13 protein-coding genes, 1 tRNA gene and 4 pseudogenes are annotated in these 22,003 nt (G+C 52.4%); 4 read left to right on the top strand and 14 right to left on the bottom strand.

What is annotated here, in order from left to right; all coding sequences use genetic code 11:
• Window positions 1-99: 99 nt before the first annotated feature.
• The 12 genes and pseudogenes from EB241_RS13395 to nac all read right to left on the bottom strand — a co-directional run bounded on the left by EB241_RS13395 (window position 100) and on the right by nac (window position 12,329).
• A complete protein-coding gene (locus tag EB241_RS13395; RefSeq protein ID WP_124233650.1) occupies window positions 100-1,764 on the bottom strand; it encodes an ABC transporter ATP-binding protein in 1,665 nt (554 codons plus the stop codon).
• Window positions 1,761-2,612 carry an ABC transporter permease gene (locus tag EB241_RS13390; RefSeq protein ID WP_124233649.1) on the bottom strand — a complete coding sequence of 284 codons (852 nt, stop codon included), beginning with the start codon at window positions 2,610-2,612 and terminating at the stop codon, window positions 1,761-1,763. Before EB241_RS13390 ends, EB241_RS13395 begins: the two co-directional genes overlap by 4 nt.
• The gene (locus EB241_RS13385; protein ID WP_124233648.1) at window positions 2,612-3,568 is read right to left on the bottom strand and encodes an ABC transporter permease; all 957 of its coding nucleotides are present in this window, start codon (window positions 3,566-3,568) and stop codon (window positions 2,612-2,614) included. Before EB241_RS13385 ends, EB241_RS13390 begins: the two co-directional genes overlap by 1 nt.
• A 14-nt stretch (window positions 3,569-3,582) precedes the next feature.
• Entirely contained in the window at window positions 3,583-5,187 is a 1,605-nt protein-coding gene (locus tag EB241_RS13380) for an ABC transporter substrate-binding protein (RefSeq protein ID WP_124233647.1), read from the bottom strand.
• Between the two features lie 31 nt (window positions 5,188-5,218).
• The gene (locus EB241_RS13375) at window positions 5,219-6,496 is read right to left on the bottom strand and encodes an NAD(P)/FAD-dependent oxidoreductase (RefSeq protein ID WP_124233646.1); all 1,278 of its coding nucleotides are present in this window, start codon (window positions 6,494-6,496) and stop codon (window positions 5,219-5,221) included.
• Window positions 6,497-6,517: 21 nt separating this feature from the next.
• Window positions 6,518-7,186, bottom strand: a complete 669-nt coding sequence (locus EB241_RS13370) for a haloacid dehalogenase type II (protein ID WP_124233645.1) — start codon at window positions 7,184-7,186, stop codon at window positions 6,518-6,520.
• Between the two features lie 36 nt (window positions 7,187-7,222).
• Window positions 7,223-8,692, bottom strand: coding sequence for an aldehyde dehydrogenase family protein (locus EB241_RS13365; RefSeq protein WP_124233644.1), 1,470 nt, complete (start codon window positions 8,690-8,692; stop codon window positions 7,223-7,225).
• A gap of 486 nt (window positions 8,693-9,178) precedes the next feature.
• Window positions 9,179-9,526 (bottom strand): annotated as a pseudogene (locus EB241_RS21530) (aldehyde dehydrogenase family protein).
• A gap of 105 nt (window positions 9,527-9,631) precedes the next feature.
• Window positions 9,632-9,927, bottom strand: a pseudogene (locus tag EB241_RS21525) (aldehyde dehydrogenase family protein).
• A gap of 32 nt (window positions 9,928-9,959) precedes the next feature.
• Entirely contained in the window at window positions 9,960-10,160 is a 201-nt protein-coding gene (locus tag EB241_RS21520) for a hypothetical protein (protein WP_233592608.1), read from the bottom strand.
• Between the two features lie 170 nt (window positions 10,161-10,330).
• Window positions 10,331-11,293, bottom strand: a pseudogene (cbl, locus tag EB241_RS13355) (HTH-type transcriptional regulator Cbl).
• 118 nt (window positions 11,294-11,411) lie between these two features.
• Window positions 11,412-12,329, bottom strand: coding sequence for a nitrogen assimilation transcriptional regulator NAC (nac, locus tag EB241_RS13350; RefSeq protein ID WP_124233643.1), 918 nt, complete (start codon window positions 12,327-12,329; stop codon window positions 11,412-11,414).
• Between the two features lie 455 nt (window positions 12,330-12,784).
• On the opposite strand from nac, the gene EB241_RS13345 reads away from it, so the two are divergent.
• The 4 genes and pseudogenes from EB241_RS13345 (at window position 12,785) to EB241_RS13330 (ending at window position 19,511) form a co-directional block, all read left to right on the top strand.
• Window positions 12,785-12,860: transfer RNA gene (locus EB241_RS13345), tRNA-Asn, on the top strand.
• Window positions 12,861-13,032: 172 nt separating this feature from the next.
• Window positions 13,033-14,303 (top strand): annotated as a pseudogene (locus EB241_RS13340) (tyrosine-type recombinase/integrase).
• Window positions 14,304-14,483: 180 nt separating this feature from the next.
• Window positions 14,484-16,541 carry a site-specific DNA-methyltransferase gene (locus EB241_RS13335; protein ID WP_124233642.1) on the top strand — a complete coding sequence of 686 codons (2,058 nt, stop codon included), beginning with the start codon at window positions 14,484-14,486 and terminating at the stop codon, window positions 16,539-16,541.
• Between the two features lie 9 nt (window positions 16,542-16,550).
• Window positions 16,551-19,511: a type III restriction-modification system endonuclease gene (locus EB241_RS13330; RefSeq protein WP_124233641.1), complete on the top strand. Its 2,961-nt coding sequence runs from the start codon at window positions 16,551-16,553 to the stop codon at window positions 19,509-19,511.
• Window positions 19,512-20,075: 564 nt separating this feature from the next.
• Here EB241_RS13330 and EB241_RS13325 read toward each other — a convergent pair.
• Both EB241_RS13325 and EB241_RS13320 read right to left on the bottom strand, forming a co-directional pair.
• Window positions 20,076-21,434: a VasL domain-containing protein gene (locus EB241_RS13325; protein ID WP_124233640.1), complete on the bottom strand. Its 1,359-nt coding sequence runs from the start codon at window positions 21,432-21,434 to the stop codon at window positions 20,076-20,078.
• 73 nt (window positions 21,435-21,507) lie between these two features.
• Window positions 21,508-21,978 carry a hypothetical protein gene (locus EB241_RS13320; protein ID WP_124233639.1) on the bottom strand — a complete coding sequence of 157 codons (471 nt, stop codon included), beginning with the start codon at window positions 21,976-21,978 and terminating at the stop codon, window positions 21,508-21,510.
• Between the last annotated feature and the right edge of the window lie 25 nt (window positions 21,979-22,003).

Below are 22,003 nucleotides of genomic sequence, written 5' to 3'. Positions count from 1 at the left end.
GCCCAGGATTAGCAACCGACGCGGCTCAGCTTGCCACATCGGCATGGGGTTTTAACGCAGCGCAGGGCAAACAACCCGGCGTGAGAAACCGGCTGGCTGTTACAGTGCAATATCACCGGACTGGTATTCATCCAACCAGCCCTGACGCAACTCGGGCACGGCGCGTTTCAGGCGCTCGTAATAGAGTTCACCAGAAGGTTTATCGTAATCGGCACGTGCCACCTGTGTCACGCAGCGGCCATTTTTCACCACCATAATTTCATCACACACCGATCGCACGGCATGCAAATCGTGACTGATAAAAATCACCGAGAGGCCCAGATCGCGGCGCAGGTCGGTAATCAGATCCAACACGGCAGCGGCCACCACCGTATCCAGTGCCGAGGTCACCTCATCGCAAAGGATCACATCCGGCTCTGCCGCCAGCGCCCGCGCCAGATTGACGCGCTGCTTCTGCCCACCCGACAGCGCCCAAGGATGTCGTCCAAGCACGCTGTGCGGCAGCTGCACCAGATCTAACAGTGTCGCCAGCTGCTTTTGCAACGCGGCACCGCGTAGCCCGTGAAACAACTTCAGTGGACGACTTAGAATAGTGGCAACGCTGTGCGCCGGATTCAACGCGGTATCAGCCATTTGAAAAACATACTGAATGCGACGCAGCTCATCCTGCGGGCGCTGCTGCATATCGCCAGCGATATAGTGCCCGTTGAACAGAATATGGCCGGAGGAAGGCGCGTTCATCCCGGCAATAACATGGGCCAGCGTAGTTTTGCCTGAGCCGGATTCACCAATAATGCCCACAGCCTGGCCGCGCCAGAGGCGGAAACTGATATCGTGCAGGATGGGAATTTTAGGTATGCCTTCGCGGTTGAGCGGACCATAACCGGCGTAAATATCCCGCACCTCCAGAAGTGGTGCTTCGCGGCTGTCCGGCATTTTCCAGGGACCAGCTCGAATGTGCTGCTTCGCCGCCGCAAGCAGCAGCTGACTGTATTCTGCCTGCGGTGAACGCAGTAGCTGTTCCGTGGTGCCATATTCCGCCACCGTCCCTTGCAACAGGACCAGAATGCGATCGGCCATCTGTGCCACCACCGCCAGATCGTGACTGACATAAATGGCGGTCATGCCGCGCTGGCGTACCACACGGCGGAAGGTTTTTAACACTTCCACCTGGGTGGTCACATCCAGCGCTGTGGTAGGTTCATCCAGGATCACCACTTCAGGTTCGCCGATCAGCGCCATCGCCGTCATCAGGCGTTGCAACTGTCCCCCGGAAACCTGATGCGGGTAGCGTTTGCCGATATTTTCCGGGTCCGGCAACGCCAGCTCACGAAACAGCTGCACGGCTTTTTGCTCCGCCGCGGCCCGCGTCATCACCCCGTGTATCACCACCGGTTCAATCACCTGTGCCATAATCTTTATCGCCGGATTGAACGATGCGGCGGCGCTTTGCGCAATATACGCCACCTTATTACCGCGAAACTGGCACAGCTGTTTCGCGTTAAGCGTGGTGACATCGGTGCCAGCAACGTGAATATGTCCGGCGGTAATTTTGCAACCGTGGCGGGCGTAGCCCATCAGCGCCAGCGCAATGGTGGTTTTCCCTGAGCCGGACTCCCCAATCAGCGCCAGCACTTCTCCTTTCTGCACGGTAAAACGGATATCACTGACCAGCGGAATGTCGCGTCCATCGTCCGTATGGGCGGTGACACACAGGTTCTCCACTGCCACCAACGGGCGCGCCGCATGTGGGGTGACATTCATACCCCCTCCTTCACCGCACTGAGCGGTCGCATGGTTTGCAGGCTGTCAATAAACAGGTTGGCACCAATAGTCAGACTGGCGATAGCCAGCGCAGGCATCAGCACGGCAGGTGCGGCATCAGGCAGACCTTGCAGGTTCTCGCGCACCAGCGTGCCCCAGTCGGCATAAGGAGGCTGGACGCCAAGCCCGAGAAAGCTCAGCCCGCTGAGCAGCAGCACGATATAGACAAAACGCAGGCCAAAATCCGTCAGCATCGGATGCAGCATATTGGGCAAAATATCATGAACGGCGATATAAAAGCGGCTTTCACCACGCAGCCGTGAGGCGCGAACGTAATCCCGCGAACGCAGGCTGGAGGCCATTGCCCAGGCAATGCGATAGGCTCCCGGCCAGTAGGTAAACATCGCCGTTAATATCAGCATCGGCAGCGACGATCCGAATACCGCGACAATCATCAGCGCAAGGATTTTGCCTGGCAACACCAGCATCGCGTCGTTGATACGCCCCAGAATCTCCTCCAGCCAACGTCCGGTTACCGCTGCCAGCAGGGCCAGCAAGGTGCCGGTCAGGCTGGCGAGCAGCGCCGCACCAAGCGCCAGCCCGATTGAGTAACGTGCGCCATACAGAATACGGCTGAACATATCGCGGCCCAGGTAATCGGTTCCCAGCCAGAACGTCCGGCTGAAACCGCTCAGTAGCGCGCCGGCACCAATATCGTCCAGGTTATGGGGGGCAAGCGACTGACCCGCCACCGCCAGCACAATCCATGTTAAGGTGATCAGCAAACCGGTTCTGCCACTGACGCTCAGCGACAGAAAGAAACGCCAGGGGAAAGTTATCACGTTCATCAGCCTCTCCATCTGGGGTTGAAGGCAATAGTGAGGATATCAGCCAGCAGCAGCAGCAGCAGCAGATAGCACACGGCAAACAGCATCACGCAGAGCTGAACGACCGGCAGATCGCGGTTGCTGACCGCATCCACCAGCTGGCTCGCCAGTCCCGGATAGCTGAAGATACTCTCAATAATAATCACCCCACCAAACAGATAAGCGAGGCTGAGTGAGATGGCATTGGCTATCGGACCTGCCGCATTCGGTAGCGCATGGCGTAATACCGCCCGCAGCGGCGCTACCCCTTTCAGCAGGGTCATTTCAAGATAGGGACTGTCCATCTGGTTGATCAGCGCCGAACGGGTCATCCGTGCCATCTGTGCCACCAGTACACAACACAGCGTCAGCACCGGCAGCGCGTATGTTTTCAGGTAGCTCAGAACATCAGTGGCGGGTGTACCCAGCGACATCGCGGGCACCCAGTGCAACTTAACCGCAAAAATAATTACCGCAATGGTCGCCACCAGGAATTCCGGCACCGCCACCATTGCCATCGTGGCTATCATCAGCGCACGATCGAACCGCGATCCCCGTTGCATCGCCGCCGTCAGGCCAATCACCAGCGCCAGCGGCACCGAGACCAGCGTGGCGATCGCCGCCAGCTCAAAGGTGGCGGGCATTCGTTGCGCCACCAGCTGGGCCACCGGCAGATGACTGGCAAATGAGGTGCCAAAATCGCCGTGCGCGATACCCACCAGCCAGCTGAAATAGCGCGCCATCAGCGGCTGATCCAGACCCAACTGTTGGCGCAGTGCGGCAACGGTCTCTGACGTGGCACTTTGTCCCAGCACCATTTGTGCCGCATCGCCCGGTAGCAGGCTGGTGATAAAAAAGACCAGCGCCGAGACGATAAGCAGGGTCAGAATGCCGGCACCGCAGCGTCGGATAATCAGTAACAGCATGTAGCGGTTCATTACACGTCTCCTTATCAGGACGAGAGCCAGGCAAATTCGTGAAAGCGAAAGCCCATCATCATCCCTGACGGCCAGGCCTCGATCCCTTTCACCTTCTTACTGTAGCCGTCCAGCGAGCTGATAAAAGACGGGATAAGCGTACCGCAATGGTCATAGATCAGCCGCTGCATATCGCCGTACATCTGTTTACGCTTCGCGGTATCCCGCTCCCCTCTGGCAGCGATCACCAGCTGGTCAAACTGCGGGTTTTTCCAGCCTGATTCATTGTTCGGGGCATCGGAAAGATAAAATTGCGAGAACAGCAAATCGACGGTGGGCCGTGGGTTGACAGACCCGTAGCCAATGGGATCTTTGGTCCAGTGCGTCGACCAGTAGCCATCGTAAGGCACGCGCCGCACGTTGAAATTCATCCCGGCAGCGCGCCCCAGCTGCTGGATTAGCTGTCCGCCCTCCACCGAACTCTCAATATTCTGGGTGGTGATAATCTCGGCAGTGGCACCGGCCATTCCGGCTTTTTTAAAGTGGTATTTCGCCTTTTCCACATCCAGCGGACGCTGCGGAATATCCCTGTTGTACATGGGATGCCACGGCGGCACCGGAATATCATTGCCCACCTCAGCAAAGCCCTGCATTACCGTTTTGACAATAATTTCACGCGGTTGCAGGTACTTCATTCCCAGCACAAAGTCCGGGTTGCTACCGGGTTTGATGTCAGTGCGGACAATCAGATTACTGTACATGCCCGATTTACTCTCCAGCACATCAAACTGACCTGACTGTCGCAGGCGCTTCACGTCGCTGGTGTTAAGCGCCGCAACCATATGCAGGTCACCGGACATCAGTGCATTCACGCGGGCAGCCTGATCGGTGACGCCGAGCAGTTCCACCTGTTCGAGATGCGGCAGGCCGGGCTTCCAGTAATGTGGGTTTTTGGTGCCTACGGTGCTGACGCCGGGGGTAAAGCTCTGACAGATAAAGGGTCCGGTACCCACCGCTTTGCTGAAGTCTTTGGTACCTTCCTGCAGGATCAGAAACGGACTGGTTGCCAGCACGGTTGGCATATCGAAATTGGCCAGGGTCAGCACCAGCTTCACTTCCATTGGGTTGACAGCGGTGATACTGCTGAACTGCTTCGCCTGGGTTATTGCAGAAGAGGCCACCGCCGGATCTTTATGGCGGTTGAGCGACCAGACCACATCGTTTGCGTTCAGGGTTTTGCCATCGTGGAAGGTCACCCCCGGACGCAGTTTAATCTGCCAGGTGATACCGTCGCTGCTGGTGATGGACTCCGCCAGCGCGGGCTGTACGGTGAGATTTTTATCCAGCTCGGTCAGGCCGCTGTAAAACATAAACTGACGACAGTAATCCGCACTGTTGCTACCTTTCGCCGGATCGAGGGTGTCGGTAGCGGACGCATTCGCCAGCGCTGCGCGTAATTTGCCTCCCCTGGCTGGCGTATCTTCAGCAAAACTCAGCGCCGGAAAGCCGCTAAGCCCAGTGCCAATTACCGCCCCTGCCGACAGTAGCCTGATCATCTGACGGCGTGACAGTGTCACACCATCGATAGCCTGAGTGAAAGACGGGTCAACCTGGTTGAATACTTTACGAAATTTACTCATCTGCACACCCTCAGAATGGAACGTGAATGGCTCAGGAGAGCCGGTCCTTTGCCTTGTAATACAGGCCCGCGACAGGCAGAAACCAGGGTTTACCAAAATAGCCGGGGACGGCAGGCCAGCTGTCCCGCTGCCAGGGATTCTCACGGCTTTTTTCCGTCAGCAGATTTGCCATCACCTGCCCCATCCACACCGACATCTGGGTGCCATGTCCGCTGTAACCCAGCGAGTAAAAAACCCCCTCATGTTCACCGGCGTGCGGCAGGCGGTCTGCGGTCATGTCCACCAGACCGCCCCAGCAGTAGTCAATTTTTGCCCCGGAGAGCGACGGAAAAATTTTGCACATCCCCGCCTGCAGGACCTTGCCACTGCGTGCGTCCGAGGTGGGGCTGCTGATGGCAAAGCGGGCACGTCCACCAAATACCAGCCGGTTGTCAGCGGTGGTGCGAAAATAGTTACCAATATTCATCGAGGTCACGCAGGTACGGTTTCCGGGCATTAGCGATGCCAACTGCCGGGCGGGGAGAGGCTCGCTGACCACAACAAAACTGCCCACCGGGATAATCCGACGCCGGAACCACGCAAACGGGCCAACATCCGAACAGCCGGTCGCCATCAGCACTTTTTCCGCCACGATATCGCCTTTCGCCGTGCCAACACGATGCTGATAACCCTTCAGCCGGTGCAGATGCGTTACCGGCGTGTGTTGGAAAATTGCCGCACCACTGCGTGCCGCCGCTTCTGCCAGCCCGATACCAAATTTTCCCATATGCATCTGACCCCCACGATGCTGGATCAGGCCGCCGTGAAAGGCGGCAGAGCCGACCTCGTGGCGGACCTCATCCGCGCTGAGCAGCGTGACATCGGGATCGACATAACGTTGCAGGGCCTGATAAGTGGCCTGTAATCCGGGAAAATGTGATGGTTTACTGGCCAGTTTGATTTTGCCGCAGCGTAGAAAATCGCAGTCGATCTGCTCATCAGTGACCAGCTGTTCAACATAGTCCACCGCGTCGGCAAAGGCGCGATAGTAGCGGCAGGCCTGTTCAACCCCCGCCGATGCCACCAACGAGGCAAAGTTTTGCGACACGCCAGTATTGCAGTGACCGCCGTTGCGGGATGAAGCCTGACTCATCACCGTGCCAGCCTCCAGCACCACCACATTCAGTCCACTTCGAGCCAGTGACAGTGCGGCTGATATGCCGGTAAAGCCTGCGCCAATCACCACCACATCTGCCGTGGCGGGCAGATCCCGCTGTTGCGCACCGGTAAATAACGGTGACGTTGCCTGCCAGAAAGATTCCAGTTTCATCACCCTGCTCCTGTGTCGGATTTACAACCCCACCACTGCCGGAAGATCATTAATACCCTGCACTTCGCTGTAGCCATAGTAAGGATTACCCGGCCCATGCCCACGGTTAACAAACACCTTATGGGTGATGCCAAGATCGTGCGCGGTCATCAGGTCATAGCGCAGGCTACTGGAGACGTGCAGGATCTCTTCAGGACCGCATTCAAGCTTGTCGAGCATGTACTCAAAGCCTTTCATCTGCGGTTTATAGGCTCCCACCTCTTCGGCAGTGATGGTCATATGGATTGGCGCACCCAGACGCGGCACATGGTGTTTAATCAGTTCGTCAGTGGAGTTGCTCAGCAGTACCAGAGGAAATGCTTCCGCCACTTTTGCCAGTCCTTCGGGAACATCCGGGTGGGGTCCCCAGCTGGCACAGGCGGTCATGATTGCCGCACAATCATCATCGGTGCACTCCACGTCCCATTTTTTGCAGGTACGCCGGAGCGCACTGGCCACCACCTGCGGATAAAGTTTGAACGCGCCCAGCACTTCATCCAGACGAAAGCGGGAGAAGTCTTCGGTAAATGCCGCCATCTGTTGTGGATCAACACGGTCTGCAAAGCGGCTGGCCGCCGCGCCCAACATATCAAAGTTGATCAGCGTGCCGTAGCAGTCGAAGGTAATGTATTTCGGTTTAAACACAGCCATGACGCATCCTCTTCAGGTTCAGGAGTGGGTGAAATGTCAGAAGTCAATCAGTACGCTTTTGTAGCGCTGGCAGGCTTCGAAAGCATGGCGTCCCAAATCTTTGCCGATGCCAGAGCCGCCAAAACCGCCAGTGGGAATAATAAAATCGCCAGAACGACCATAGCGGTTAATCCACACCGTCCCGGCGGCAATGCCGCGCGTGGCGCGCAGCGCCCGATCAAGACTTTTGGTGTGCACGCCCGCGCACAGTCCGTAGGTCGGATGGGCCGCCAGCGCCAGCCCTTCCTCTTCCTTATCGAATATCTGCACGGTGAGCACCGGGCCGAAAATCTCTTCCTGCACCGCCGGACTGTCCGGTGACACATCCGTGATAAGCGTCGGCTGCCAGAACCAGCCTTCACCGGTGTCGGCAAAACGTTCGCCGCCCACCAGTACCGTGCCGCCCTGCTGGCGGGTGGCGTCCACCAGCTGCTGAATTTTTCCCGCCTGACGGCTGTCAATAACCGGTGCGTAGCGACTGTTCTCATCCCAGGTGACACCGGGGCGAAACCCCTGACACAGTGCGATCAGCTCGGCTATCAGGGCATCGGCAATGCCACGCTGCACGATCAGCCGGGTGCCTGCCACGCAGGCCTGGCCGCCGTTGGCGGTAAAGCCGCGCAGGATACGCCCCGCCACCTCTTTCACTTCGCCCGCGTCGTCAAACACCAGCTGGGGACTTTTCCCCCCCAGCTCCAGGGTCACCGGTTTCATGCCGTGGCAGGCCGCATCGCTCATGATCCGCGCACCGGTGGCGGTCGAACCGGTAAAGGAGACTTTACGTACCAGTGGATGCGCCACCAGCGCGCTGCCGGTGATCGCGCCGCTGCCCTGCACAATATTCAGCACCCCGGCAGGTAACCCAGCCTCCACGGCCAGTTCCGCCAGACGAACGCTGGAATACGGCGTCAGTTCAGATGGCTTCAGCACCACGGCATTCCCTGCGGCCAGCGCCGGGCCACATTTCCACGATGCCATTGACAACGGGAAGTTCCAGGGGGTAATAGCCCCGATCACGCCATACGGCTCCGGTATCAACATGCCAAGGCTGGCAGCACGGGTGGGCAGCAGATCGCCACTGTATTTGTCGGCACACTCGGCGTAAAAACGAATGGCTTCCGCGGTGAAGGGAATTTCATGATTTACCACGTCATAAATGGGACGTGTCGAGGCCAGCGCCTCCAGTCTCGGCAGGTACGGATCTGAAGCAATCAGATCGGCCCACCGTTGTAATACCGCGCCGCGCTGACGGGGAGAACAGCTTGCCCAGCCGCTCTCTTTTGCTGCCCGGTCGGCCACGCACACTGCCTCATCCACCACGGAAGGGCTGGCGCTGCCCAGCTCACCCGCCACCTGCCCGTCTGAGGGGCGGCGGACGGGAAAAGAGTCAGAGTGGCTTTTACTTCGCTGTCCGGCAATATAATGCCCATCGGGCAACGTTATTTTATCGGGATCGAAACTTAACATAAATAACCCCATATTTTACCCGCACCAACAGGATAATTTCCCTGCAGGCAACGTGTTTATTTTGCTAATAACCTGCTGCGCTTTTCCGCCACGATGATTAATTCAATGCAGAAAACATGCCAGCCCGTGGAAAAATTAAAATGCATAAAAATGGCATAAAAAAAATTTTATGCCGTAATTTAAGCGCAAACTCCACGGATACGCCGCTTAACTAAATTAATGATTTTCATGGCATTAAACACGCACCATCGCAGGGCGCACCCCAGTCAGACTGCACCATTGCAGACAGGCCAGCGTTTCTTTTTAACACAGCAAAATAAACACCAGCCTTTATATTTATGTCCCGCCACAAATCATCCTGATAAGGCACCACTGCCTGCGCGGTAATATTTCCGACGTCGCAAATGGCCATTTCTCTCAGTCATAAAAAAACCGGCTCCCCTCTGATGAGAGCCGGTTTAGTCTGCACGCGACAGCTGAATAATATTAACTCAGACTGCCAAAATGGAATGTTTTACTCTCAAGGTATTCCCTACCCAGATATGAGCCTTCCCGCCCCACGCCGGACATGTTAATGCCGCCAAAGGGAACCACTTCCAGTGAGACAACGCCGGTATTGTGGCCGGGCATACCAAACTCCAGCGCTTCCCCCACCCACCCTGTGCGGCGGCTGTCCTCAGTGAAAAAACAGGCGGCCAGCCCGTAAGGCGTGTCATTGGCCAGGGCTACTGCTTCCTCTTAGGTACCGAAAACAAACAGCGGTGCCACCGAACCAACGGTGTCTTCATGGGCGATGCGCATCGCCGGGGAGACCTTGCCCAGTACCGTGGACATCACAAACGTGCCTTCTCCGTGGCTTCCGCCAGTCAGTACCTCTGCCCCCAGGACCGATCGCATCTTCACTATCCGCGTTCACTTTTTCGACGGCGGCAGCATTAATCAGCGCCACGCGCTGAGCGGGGTCAGTTCGGAAGGGTTAACAACTATTGGGCAGCCTGCCGCCAGCGCCGGGCCAACTTTGCGGGTGATCATGGCAATAGGGAAATTCCACGGCGTAATGGCCCGCGCGACGCCAACCGGCTGTTTCAGTACCTGAATACGTCGTCGTCGGCGAAAACCGGGATAGTTTCGCCACAGATACGCCGGGCTTCTTCGGCAAAGCACTTCACAAAGCTGGCACCATACAGCACTTCCCCTCTGGCCTCCGCCAGTGGCTTGCCCTGCCCGGCGGTCATCAGGGTTGCCAGATCCTCCACGTTGTCCAGGATCAGCGGGTGCCATTCTCCAGCAGGCGCGCGCGTTGCGCGTCAGGCGTTTTTGCCCAACTCAGACGCACCGCATCGGCAAAGGTGATTGCCTCACAGGTTTCTTTACGCCCAGTGACGGGCCAGTGGCGAGGATATCGCCGCTGGCCGGGTTGATAACCGGGATGGTTCCGCCGCTGGCGGCCGCCTGCCAGCGACCGCAAAGCAGGCCTTCTGACACAGCAGCTCAGGATCGTAGCGTTGCATGAACATAGCATCCCCTTGTTATGCTTATATTCACTGTAACCTGAGCGTAACGGTGGATGAAACTGAAACCGCTTTGCGGGTTTACGCGCCGGCACAACATTTTATGCCGTGCTACGGCAGCACCTCTTCAGATCTGAAAATCGATGGCGGATTGTCCGCTTTCCGGTTCCATTGCAAGTGCCTGACGCCTGATCTCTTCCAGCGACAGATTCGCATTGCACAGCTCAAGGAACTGCCAGACATAGTTACGCTGCAACTGCCCGCGTTTCAACCCCAGCCACACGGTGTTGGATTCAAAAAGATGTTTGGCTTCCAGCCGGGTCAAACCGGAATGTGGATCCAGCTGGCAGGCCTAGTCGGCCAGAATGCCCACCCCTAATTCCAGACTGACATAGGTTTTCACCACATCGCTGTCCTGGGCGCTGAGTACAATATCCGCTGTCAGCCCTGCGGCATGAAAGGCATGGTCGACCCGCGATCGTCCGGTAATACCCTGTCGGTATGTGATCAGTGGATAACGACTGAGCGCGGTAAGAGAAACCGGCTGTGCGGATTCCAGTGGGTGGCCCTTTGGCACCAGCAGAGCGTGATGCCAGCTGAACCAGGGGAAAGCCGCCAGCGAGGGTACGTTGACCACCTGCTCACTGGCAATACCAATATCCGCCTCACCCGCCAGCAGCATGGCCACGATCTCCTGCGGAGAACCCTGATTCAGCTCCAGCCGTACATTGGGGTAAAGTGCGCGAAAAGATTTGATCACTTTTGGCAGGCTGTAACGTGCCTGGGTATGCGTGGTGGCAATCGACAGTACGCCGCTGGACTCATTGGTAAAAACATCCGCCAGACGGCGTACTTTTGACGCCTCATCAAGAATGCGTCCGGCAATGGTCAACAGTGCCTTGCCAGGTTCAGTCATTCCCAGCAGCCTTTTGCCTCGGCGGATAAAAATTTCCACCCCCAGTTCTTCTTCCAGATCGCGAATGTGGCGGCTGACACCGGACTGAGAGGTAAACAACGCGTTGGCTACATCGGTGAGATTAAAGTCACAGCGTGCTGCTTCCCGGATGATCCTGAGCTGCTGAAAGTTCACGCTGGTCCCTCTCTTTGTTATCTGTCAGTTTGCATCATGTTAAGGATGCAAATCGGTCGCAACAAATAATAAAAAGAGGTTTTATATGCTTTTTAGTGATAACAGCAGAGCATATCCGTTAACTGACCAGCATCAGCTCGCGATCTTCAGGCAGCGGCCTTGTGAGCAATGACAGCAGAATATTTTTCACTGCCAGCGCCGGAGGTGATAACGGCATTCGGGCAGAAACATTCAGCGACAGCGGCAGGCTCAGTGTCGGGCTGTTGATACGAGCCATCCAGGCATGGGTGGAGCTGACCAATGCACGCGCGGCAGATTCCGGTAACACCGTCACTCCCATACCGCTGGCCACCGCGGCGGTAAGCGTGGCGATGGACTCGATCTCACCGATAATACGGGCGCTCAGACGACGCAGCGAAAAAGCCTCATCCACACGTTTACGCACGGCGCTGTAATCCCGCGGCAGGAACAGATTCATCTGCGCCACCCCGGCAAGATCGATACTCTGTCCCGGACAGTCGGTGGCACCCACCAGATAAAGATCTTCTTTCATCAGCGCCATACTGGTGATCCCTGCCGTCGGTGCACGGTCGTAAAGCACCGCCATATCAAGCTGTCCATTCATCACTTTTTCGTTCAACGAGGTGCCGCTGTTTTCATGCAAGTAGACCAAAATATGCGGAAACTGCTCACGCACCGTTTGCAGCAAAGGCATGGTCAGAGAGGAAGCAGCGGTCCCCGGAGCCAGCCCGATGGAAACCTGCCCGTTCATAGTCTGGCCGGCATTGGTCACCGCTGCGTGAGCCTGTTCACATTGACGCAATATAGCGCGGGCATGTGAATAGAGAATTTTGCCGGCCTCGGTCGGCGTCACACCGCGCTTGGTGCGGATCAGCAGTTGCTGGTCCAGCTCATTTTCCAGCGTTGCGACCTGCTGACTGAGTGCCGGTTGCGCAATGTGCAGAACCTCTGCTGCCTGCGTCAGACTGCCAATGTCGACGATTTTCACGAAGTATTTGAGTCGTCTTAAGTTCATTTTGCCTCCGTTACGGGTCTTTGACTGCCATTATCACCGGCGGGAAGGAATACGTTTTATGCTGTGACAGGGTAAGAATTGCAATCGCCATGCCAGAATTTTCCTAATAACATCAGATAAAGGCCTGCTTATGGTTAACCGACCGTAAAATAAGTGAATCTGATAATCAGGCGGTGAACAGGCATCATTTTTCGTCTCTTCAGGGCACGCCTCCCGTTCCGTCGCGCACTGCACTGGTGCAAAAATGCTGCCCGGGGGTGCAGACGACAATAATGACCGGACTGAACGCCTCTTCGGCCCTCTGCCGTTTATGCCTGTGGGCCAGATCGGTATTTCACATAACAGGGCGATAAAATCAGCAGATCGGTGTTTTTGCCAGCAAACACACCTCAGAAATGCATAACGCCTTTGACAACATCCGGGTGCGTAGATACCATTTGCCCCGTTCAAGCGATTCCTCTGTAGTTCAGTCGGTAGAACGGCGGACTGTTAATCCGTATGTCACTGGTTCGAGTCCAGTCAGAGGAGCCAGATTAAAGAAAGCAGACGTTCCATGACGTCTGCTTTTTGCATTTCAGTCAGTTGGTTATCTCTCTTCGGTCGTTCATCCTCGTTCACTAAAAACCACTCAAAGCCATATTATTTTGCCGGTAAAAATGCTGGTTCGATTTTCTTTTTACCAGCATACGAGGGGGTTGTTTTCATGTCGCTGACTGATATTAAAGCAAAAAATGCAAAATCCCTTGAGAAGGAATGCAAGCTGACTGATGGCTTTGGTATGTTCCTTCGCATTACCTCCGGGAGTTCCAAATACTGGCCAATGGCTTACCGCTTCGACGGGAAGCAAAAAAATCTTCTCTACAGGTGTTTACCCTGTTGTTTCTCTTTCTGACGCAAGGCAACGCCATGATGAGGCCAAAAAGCGTCCTGCTCAGGAAGCTGATCCTAATGCCAGCAACAGGCGGACGCTAAAGAGCTAAAAGCAAAACGCAACAACACTCGTTCTTACAAAGCTGTTGCCAAAGCGTGGTTTACTCCCAAAAAGAAAGGGTCTGAAGATTACCAGAACACTGTCCTGGCCCGCCTTAAAACCTCCCTCTTCCCGGATATTGGCGATAAAGCCATTACTGAGCTTGATACGGGTAATTTGCTTGTCTCCATTAAAAAAATGGAGGCTCCTGGCTATCCTGAAGTAACAACAAAGGTTAAACAGTACGTCACTTCTATCCTGCGTTATGCCGTCCAGCAGCAGCTTATCCGATATAACCCGGCTTACTATCTGGAAGGCTCCATCCAGAAGCCTGCAATCGAACATCGCCCGGCGCTGGAGCCTCAAGAAATACCTCAGCTACTGGCGCGTATCAATAGCTACAAAGGTCGCAGACTTACCACTCTGGCGATTCAACTTGACCTGCTGGGTTGGTGCGTTCCCACGAGCTGCGCTTCGCCAGACGGTCTGAGATCGATTTCAATAGCAAGCTGTGGGTTATCCCCAAACAGCGGGAAGCTATCAAAGAGGTAAAATATTCAGGCCGTGGCACCAGGATGAAGCGTAAGCATTTCATCCCTCTCTGTCGTCAGGCAATCGTGTTGTTGAAGGACATTAAGCAACTGACATATGAAGATGGCAACGATGCTGGTTTCATCTTCACGGGCAGCTATGACAGTTTAAAGCCAATCAGTGAAAACACCATAAACAGGGCGCTACGTAAGACAGACTACGATACCCAACAGGACATTTGTGGTCATGGCTTCCGCACACTGGCCTGTAGTGCCTTAATTGAGTCGGGTTTATAGTCAAAAGGCGCGGCAGAGCTTCAGAGGAGCCACCAGGAAGGTAATATTGTCTGCGCTGCTTATATCCATCAGGCTGAGCATTCCGACGAGCGCCGCCTGATGTTGCAATGGTGGTCTGATTTTCCGGGTGCCAATACTGACGGCATGATCAGACCGTTTGAGTTTGCTGACAGGTGATCTTCATGGAGTGAGAGATATCTGCTAACCACTTGATATCCCGCTACATGACAACGTGTAACTCTTTGTTTTGAATATACTTGAATAGCCATCACCGGTTGATGGCTATGGCTGCATACCGTAGAATGTCTGCAAATTTCGGGCCGCGATTGCCTGTGCCCCAATGACGGATACTTTTCTATGAAAAAAATAACTTCTGATATTTCAGCACTACAGTCAATGAATATCACTGAAGATAATATCTGTAAGCTTAAATCATTGTTTCCAGAAGCATTTAATGAGAGAGGCATTGATTTTAATGTGTTAAAACAGCTTTTGGGTGAAAATGTAGACGCAAAAGAAGAGCGTTATGGTCTTAACTGGCATGGTAAGCGTCAGGCTCGTCAGCTTGCACTCACCCCTTCCCGTGGCACCTTACGCCCATGTAAAGATGAAAGTGTTGATTGGCATAACAGCAAGAATCTTATTATCGAGGGTGATAACCTTGAAGTGTTAAAACTCCTTCAAAAAAGCTATGCCGGAAAAGTTAAGCTTATTTATATCGATCCACCTTATAACACCGGGAAAGATTTTGTTTATCCTGATAACTTCCAGGATAGCATGAAAAATTATCTTGAAATCACAGGACAAACAGAAGAAGGCGCACGCTTAAGCACAAATACAGAAACCAGTGGGCGTTATCATACCGACTGGTTAAATATGATTTACCCACGTTTAAAAGTCGCGCATAACTTACTCATCAAAGATGGCGTAATATTTATATCAATAGATGATTCAGAGTTATACAACTTAAAGGAAATATGTGATGAAATATTTGGAAGTGAAAATTTCATTGCAACATTAATATGGGAAAAAGGGCGTAAAAACGATGCCAAACTTATTTCCGTTGGTCATGAATACATACTGGCCTATGCCAAAAACAAATCATATCTACTTGAAAAAGAAGTAAGATGGCGCGAAGCTAAACCCGGAGCACAAGAAATTCTCGACCAGTACTCACAGCTCAGAAAAAAGTATGGTAACGATAATAAGGCCGTTGAGAGTGGAATCCGTAATTTTTATGAAAGCCTTCCTTCGAACCATCCATCGAAGAAACATATACGCTACAATAAAGTAGATGACCGTGGTGTGTGGCGTGATGATAATATGTCATGGCCCGGCGGTGATGGTCCGAGGTATGATCTAATCCACCCTAAAACAGGGTTGCCATGTGCTGTCCCTGAAGGTGGCTGGCGTTATAGCACACTCGATAAAATGCTTGAAATGATAAAACTCGGCAAAGTTGTTTTCCGGCATGATCATTCTGAACCTCCTGTCAGAAAAACTTATCTTATAGAGGTTGATGATCTACCAGAGGATGATGAAAATGACTCTGATGAGCAAAACGAGGATTTGCCTATTCAGGTAGCGGGAAGCTACTTCTATCGAAGTGCATTGCAAGCGACTAAAGAACTAAGTTCTTTATTTGGGAGTAAGGTTTTTAATAATCCTAAAGATAAAGAAACACTTATAAGATGGTTTTCCTATGTCAATGTACAATCAGATGACATCATCCTGGATTTCTTTGCAGGCTCTGGAAGTACAGGACATGCCGTATATGATTTGAATGTTAAAGAAGATAAAAACATTCGTTTCATTCTCGTTCAATTACCAGAGATTATTGACCCTAAATCAAAAGGTGTAAAACCAGCTATTGCGTTTTTGAATAATCTTAAAAAACCAGCAAAGATAAACGAAATAACCAAAGAGCGCCTCCGTCGTGCAGGTAAAAAGGTTCGGGAGGATAATCCAGACTGGAAGGGTGATGTCGGTTTTCGCGTGTTTAAACTTGATACATCTAACATCCGACCGTGGGAAGCGACTGCAGAAACCCTTTCAGAGCAGCTTGATGCCTATGTAAGCCCGATCCTTGAAGGCCGGAGTGAAGAAGACTTGCTTACAGAGTTGATGCTTAAGCGTGGCATTGATCTGAGTGTAAACGTTGATACCCGGCAGTTTAATGGATTAACTGTCTCTTGCATTGACGGTGGTAAATTATTTACCTGTTTTGCTAAACATATCCCTGTATCTTCAGTTGAAGGACTGGCTAAAGGCATTATCGACTGGCATAAGAGTTTGAAGGCTGGCAAAGATACAGTCTGCTATTTCCTTGATGACGCATTTGAAAACAACGTCGCTAAAACAAATCTTTGCGCCATTCTGGAACAGCAGGGTCTGACTAACCTGCATAGCCTGTAAGAGATTGAAATGAAAATACATTTTGAGCCTGACCTTACTTATCAGAAAGACGCGATAGCATCGGTCTGTGACTTATTTGAAGGTAAAGAGAACTGGCAGGGCGAAATGACTGTGCTGGCTCCCGTTCAGGGCGCACTCTCATTTGAAGGCGCAACAGGTTCAATGCCTGTCAATCCGCAGATCCCGGAAGATGATATTCTGCTGAAAAACGTAAATAATGTTCAGTTAAGAAACCAGATCCCCCCCTCACCTGCTCTTGACAGTCATAATTTTACCGTTGAGATGGAAACAGGGACAGGCAAAACGTATGTTTACCTGCGCACTATGCTGGAGCTGAACAAACGCTATGGCATGAGCAAATTTATTATTGTGGTCCCTTCCGTTGCCATTAAGGAAGGAGTTTATAAAACGCTACAGATCACGGAAGACCATTTCAAAAGCCTGTATGCCGGTGTTCCTTACGAATACTACCTTTATGATTCGGTAAAACCGGCTGATGTGCGAAATTTTGCAACCAGTTCTGTTATGCAGATCATGGTGATGACGGTTGGTGCGATTAATAAAAAGGACGTTAATAAGCTCTATCAGTCCAGTGAGAAAACAACCGTTGACGATCTGGATAAGCCAATTGATCTGATCCGGGCAACACGTCCAGTTATCATTGTTGATGAGCCACAGAGTGTTGATGGTGGCTTAAATGGTGCGGGCAAAACTGCACTTGACGCAATGCACCCCATGTTTACCCTGCGCTATTCAGCAACCCATGTGCATAAACATCATATGGTGTATCGCCTTGACGCGATTGACGCCTATAACCAGAAACTGGTCAAACAGATCGAAGTTGCCGGGCTTGAAATTCACAATGCCAGCAACAGCCCCTATGTGAAACTGGTTAGCATTAACAGTAAGAAAAATATCATCAATGCCACCGTTCTTGTTGATATAGCCGATAAAAAAGAGCGGGTAAATCGTCAAGAAATTACTGTATATGCCGGTATGACGCTTGATGACGAGACCGGGCGTGACATTTACAAGGGATACCGTGTTAGCGAGATTCGCACGGGTAAAGGAGGCTATCTCACGCTGGAAACCCCGTCTGACACAAACTATATGAATGTCGGTGATGTTGTGGGTGATATTGATCCGTTGCTTATCCAGCGTCATATGGTCAGACGCACAATCCGTGAACATCTGGATAAAGAACTTCATCTCAACAATCAGCAGATCAAGGTTCTTACCCTGTTTTTCATTGATAAGGTTGATTTCTACCGCCAGACCAGTGAAGAAGGACAGCGTAAGCCGGGTGAATATGCCCGTATCTTTGAAGAAGAATATCTTAAAGCCATTAACAGCCCCGCATATAAAGCGTTGCTGCCATCTCATCCTGAGAATGCGAAAGAGGTTCACGATGGTTATTTCTCCATCGACAAAAAAGGTGCATGGACTGAGACAAGCGAAAGCAATAATGCAGGTCGGGAAAATGCTGAGCGTGGTTATAACCTCATTATGAAGAATAAAGAGAAACTTTTAAGTTTCTCCAACCCGGTGAGGTTTATTTTCTCACATTCCGCATTAAAAGAAGGCTGGGATAACCCCAATGTATTCCAGATCTGCAGTCTTCGTGAGATGGGTAGTGAACGGGAACGCCGTCAGACTTTGGGCCGTGGTCTTCGCCTGTGCGTTAACCAGGACGGTGAACGGGTCCGGGATGACAGCATTAACATTCTTACCGTGGTTGCCAGTGAAAATTATGAAGCCTACGCCGAACGATTACAGGCTGAAATTGAGGACGAAACGGGTATTCGGTTTGGAATCATCGAGAAAGATGCTTTTTCTCATCTTATATTCTCTGAAATCAACCAGTCAGTTGGTGTAGCTGGTTCACATGAAATCTGGTCTGAACTACAGAATGAAGGTTATCTTGAAAAATCGGGAAAAATCACAAAAAATTTGAAAGAAGTTCTATTTGAAGGCACTTTCGCTATTGGCGAGAAGTATACCCCCCTACAGGAACAAATAGAAACCATCCTGCGTAAATCCGCAGGACGACTGATCATTAATAATGCTGATGAGCGTAAAACAATCAGATACCGTAAAGAAGTCATAAACAGCGAGGAGTTCAATGCATTATGGCAACGCATCTGTCAAAAAACGCTTTATCGGCTGTCATTTGATGAAAGCCTGCTGATTTCAGCATGCACCAAATCGCTTTCTGAAATGCAGCCTGTAGTAAAGGCAATGGTTAGTTTCAGCAAAGCAACAATCAAACAAAACCAGTCAGGTCTTGATGTAAAAGCGCAGTCTGGTGGGACGACAAGCGCTGTTATTGATGTTGCTGAACAACCGCTACCAGATATTCTTAGTGTCCTGCAGGAAAAAACAGGACTGACAAGACGCAGTTTAAGCACCATACTGAAAGACAGCGGAAGGCTTGCTGATTTTACTAAAAATCCACAACAATTTATCAGTGAAGCTATAGGTCGAATCAACTACTGTAAGCGCCTGTCTATAGTAGATGGCATTAAATACTCTCCTCTGAAAGGTGAGATATATGCTCAAAGCCTGTTTATGGATAAAGAACTGACAGGATATGCTCGTAATCTTTTTAAGACCTCGGCTAAATCAGTTTATGAATACGTCCCAAAAGATTCTGATGTCGAAAGCCGTTTTGCCCAGCAACTCGAAGAGCAGGATGAAGTTAAGGTTTACGTGAAACTTCCCGGTTGGTTTAAAATTCCGACCCCATTAGGCACTTACAACCCCGACTGGGCTTTAGTTGTCGAAAACAATGGTCAGGAGCATCTTTACTTCGTCGTCGAGACAAAAAGTAAACACATTGGCCTTGGTAATGAAGAAGAGGCTAAAATCATTTGTGGTAATGCCCATTTTAACGCGATCGGCGAGAAAATGAATAATCCTCCAAAATATATGCGCACCACAAATTTAAATGAATTTTTGAGCAGTATATAAAACTCCAAAAGGGCCTTTCGGCCCTTTATCACACGTCCATTCGATCAATATTATCAAGTGTGTCTTCCTTTCATCATCTCAAGATATAACAGGCCATTCCCTCGGTAAGTCTTCACCGCATCAGCGTGTAATAATCGAACATCCGGCAGTAAACCCAGCGCCGTAGTGATGTGATGGATGCCCCTTCCCAACGCAGTCAGTGCCATACTTTTTACTGACTGAATGAATCCGGGAGTCATATCACATGAACAAGCTCAGCGTTGTTGGTATCGATATTGCCAAATCTGTTTTTCAGGTATGTGTCTGGATGATTGATGGTTCCGTTGCCTGAAACAGAAAAATATCGCGTCATAAATTCCCGGATGCGCTTCGCCAGTTTGAGCCGGGTACGTTAATCGCGATGGAAGCCTGCTCAACCTCTCATTTCTGGGGCGAACTCTCAGTTTTGTAGGGTAACCGAATGCCGCCTCGTAATTACAACAGACTCAAAAAAAACCACCCGGTGTTATCATTCGGATGATAAAAGCAGGATGCGGGTGACGAATAAAACCAGTCAGGGCTGGATTATAGCCCCCGGTTCAGTGCGGAGTACCCCGCGATCAGTTGCTTAAGATGCTGTTCGGCCTTTACCCGCTGGGCCTCCGGTATCGTTTTCGGGTCCGGGTTTGCCGACATCAGGCGCAGCTGTTCCTCAACGGGAACCGACTGATTAAAAGCCTGGGTTGCAGAGAACACCTGCGATTTCAGCTCGCTGACGGTGAGGTATTTTCCTTTCTGGCCATCCAGGGCATTGAGCTGCCTCGTCAGTTCCTGCAGTCTGAGCATTCCTTCATGCCAGCCATTCAGCGTCTCCACCGACATCCCGTTCAGCGCCAGATGATGTTGCCACTGGTTCCCCAGATGCTTTACATCTGAACGCTGTGGCCACAGCGCATTAGCCTGCGACACCAGTCCCTGTCCGTAGCGAATATTCCAGTCCGGCGGCAGCGCGGCCAGCGCATCCAGCCGGGCAGATGCCTGGCTTATCCATTGCGTCGCCAGTTCATTTTTCTTTTTATCAGCCCTGAGCGCCGCTATCTCCGCTGGCGTGAGCGCCTGGGGGAGCGGCTGCAATGCGGCATTGAGCACCTGCACAGCCGAAGGCTGACGGATGACAGCATACCCGCCAGCAAATGCCGCCGCGCTGAGCACAAAGGCGGTCACCATTCCGCCGATAAATGCGCCTCCCCTTTTGGGCGGGGGCGGAACATTATCAACCACCTCGACCTGAACATCCGTCTCCTGCCGGATGACATACAGTAACCGGGGCGAGCTGAACGCCGACTGTCGTCCCGCCAACTCATCTTCTGAGAGCACCGCTCCGCTCAACGTGATACCCGTCGAAGGCGGTTCAGCGGATGGCGTATTTTCCAGACGCGTGATGGTGCTGCGTACCTGCTGTAATAAAGGTGCTATCTGACTCACCTGCTGCAACGTCCGGCGAACCAGCGTCTCATTCAGGGCGCTCAGGGTGGTTTCCAGTTGCAAAAGTAACGGGCGATCGTCATGGCTGAGCAAAAAAGTGCGAAACACATTCTGCAACCGCTGAAACAAACCGGCCAGAATTTCCACGCGCGCGTGGGGACTTTGAGGCCAGAACTGCGTCCACTGATGGTTCAGCATGGCACTGAGAATATTCAGCCCTTCGTACATTCCGCTACACCGCGCCAGATGACTGCGGGCCAGCGTGTACCAGGCTCCGGTCTGTAGCTCAATGCCATTTTTCTCAAACAGTGACAGCGCCAGTTGCTCAACCTGGTCCCAGATAATATCCGGTCTGGCCGGATGGGTCTGTTTACTCATTTCATCGCGTAGCGCGGTGAAATCCGGGAACGATCGCGGATCGCCCCCCGTACGGATATGTCGTGGTTCTGTGCGTTGCATGATGGTGTTATTCCTGAGCTGTCAGGTAAATAAAGAAAAGGGATCTGGCTGCTGATAAAAGCCATACTGCCGGTCAGGGCAGCAGGGATTCAATCACCCTGAAGAAGGCGTCTTCATTGAACATCGCCCGCAGACCACACGGCTTGCAGACCGGGGTGTAGGTCCAGCCTGGGCTTTCTGCCGACCGCATAAACAACCGGCACAGGCAGGCTGTCTGCCCGTCGGCAACAAGGGTTACTTCCACACATCCCGTTACCCCCTGACCATACAAAAAGAGTGGCGTAAACTTCACTGCCCGGCGTTCAAAATGCAGCTCAAAACCGGGAACCATGAAGGCGGCGTTGCTGATAAGCATTTCCGTCAGGGCGCTGCTTTTTTCGCTTACCCGTATCCCGGTTCCCGCCAGCCAGGTTACGACGCTTTCCTGAAGCGCCCCCATACCACGGTGAAACGCCGCGATATCGGCCTCACTCTTAACGTTAATATTGCGGGCAGGTGCCTGCTGTGCCTGAAGTTTTTGCAAAAAGTGTAGTTTGGCTGACATGGGGTATCGGATGCTCCTTGCTGAA

Origin of the sequence: Erwinia psidii, assembly GCF_003846135.1 — a bacterium.
Taxonomy (GTDB): domain Bacteria; phylum Pseudomonadota; class Gammaproteobacteria; order Enterobacterales; family Enterobacteriaceae; genus Erwinia; species Erwinia psidii.
Note: the sequence above shows the minus strand (reverse complement) of the source record. Positions and strands in the feature narration are given on the sequence as shown.

Excerpts from the sequence above, each read along its gene's own strand:
- EB241_RS13395 (WP_124233650.1), bottom strand. The coding sequence starts at position 1,764 with ATGAATGTCACCCCACATGCGGCGCGCCCGTTGGTGGCAGTGGAGAAC.
- EB241_RS13380 (WP_124233647.1), bottom strand. The coding sequence starts at position 5,187 with ATGAGTAAATTTCGTAAAGTATTCAACCAGGTTGACCCGTCTTTCACT.
- EB241_RS13365 (WP_124233644.1), bottom strand. The coding sequence starts at position 8,692 with ATGTTAAGTTTCGATCCCGATAAAATAACGTTGCCCGATGGGCATTAT.
- EB241_RS13320 (WP_124233639.1), bottom strand. The coding sequence starts at position 21,978 with ATGTCAGCCAAACTACACTTTTTGCAAAAACTTCAGGCACAGCAGGCA.
- EB241_RS13385 (WP_124233648.1), bottom strand. The coding sequence starts at position 3,568 with ATGAACCGCTACATGCTGTTACTGATTATCCGACGCTGCGGTGCCGGC.
- EB241_RS13330 (WP_124233641.1), top strand. The coding sequence starts at position 16,551 with ATGAAAATACATTTTGAGCCTGACCTTACTTATCAGAAAGACGCGATA.
- EB241_RS13325 (WP_124233640.1), bottom strand. The coding sequence starts at position 21,434 with ATGCAACGCACAGAACCACGACATATCCGTACGGGGGGCGATCCGCGA.
- EB241_RS13370 (WP_124233645.1), bottom strand. The coding sequence starts at position 7,186 with ATGGCTGTGTTTAAACCGAAATACATTACCTTCGACTGCTACGGCACG.
- nac (WP_124233643.1), bottom strand. The coding sequence starts at position 12,329 with ATGAACTTAAGACGACTCAAATACTTCGTGAAAATCGTCGACATTGGC.
- EB241_RS13390 (WP_124233649.1), bottom strand. The coding sequence starts at position 2,612 with ATGAACGTGATAACTTTCCCCTGGCGTTTCTTTCTGTCGCTGAGCGTC.
- EB241_RS13335 (WP_124233642.1), top strand. The coding sequence starts at position 14,484 with ATGAAAAAAATAACTTCTGATATTTCAGCACTACAGTCAATGAATATC.
- EB241_RS13375 (WP_124233646.1), bottom strand. The coding sequence starts at position 6,496 with ATGAAACTGGAATCTTTCTGGCAGGCAACGTCACCGTTATTTACCGGT.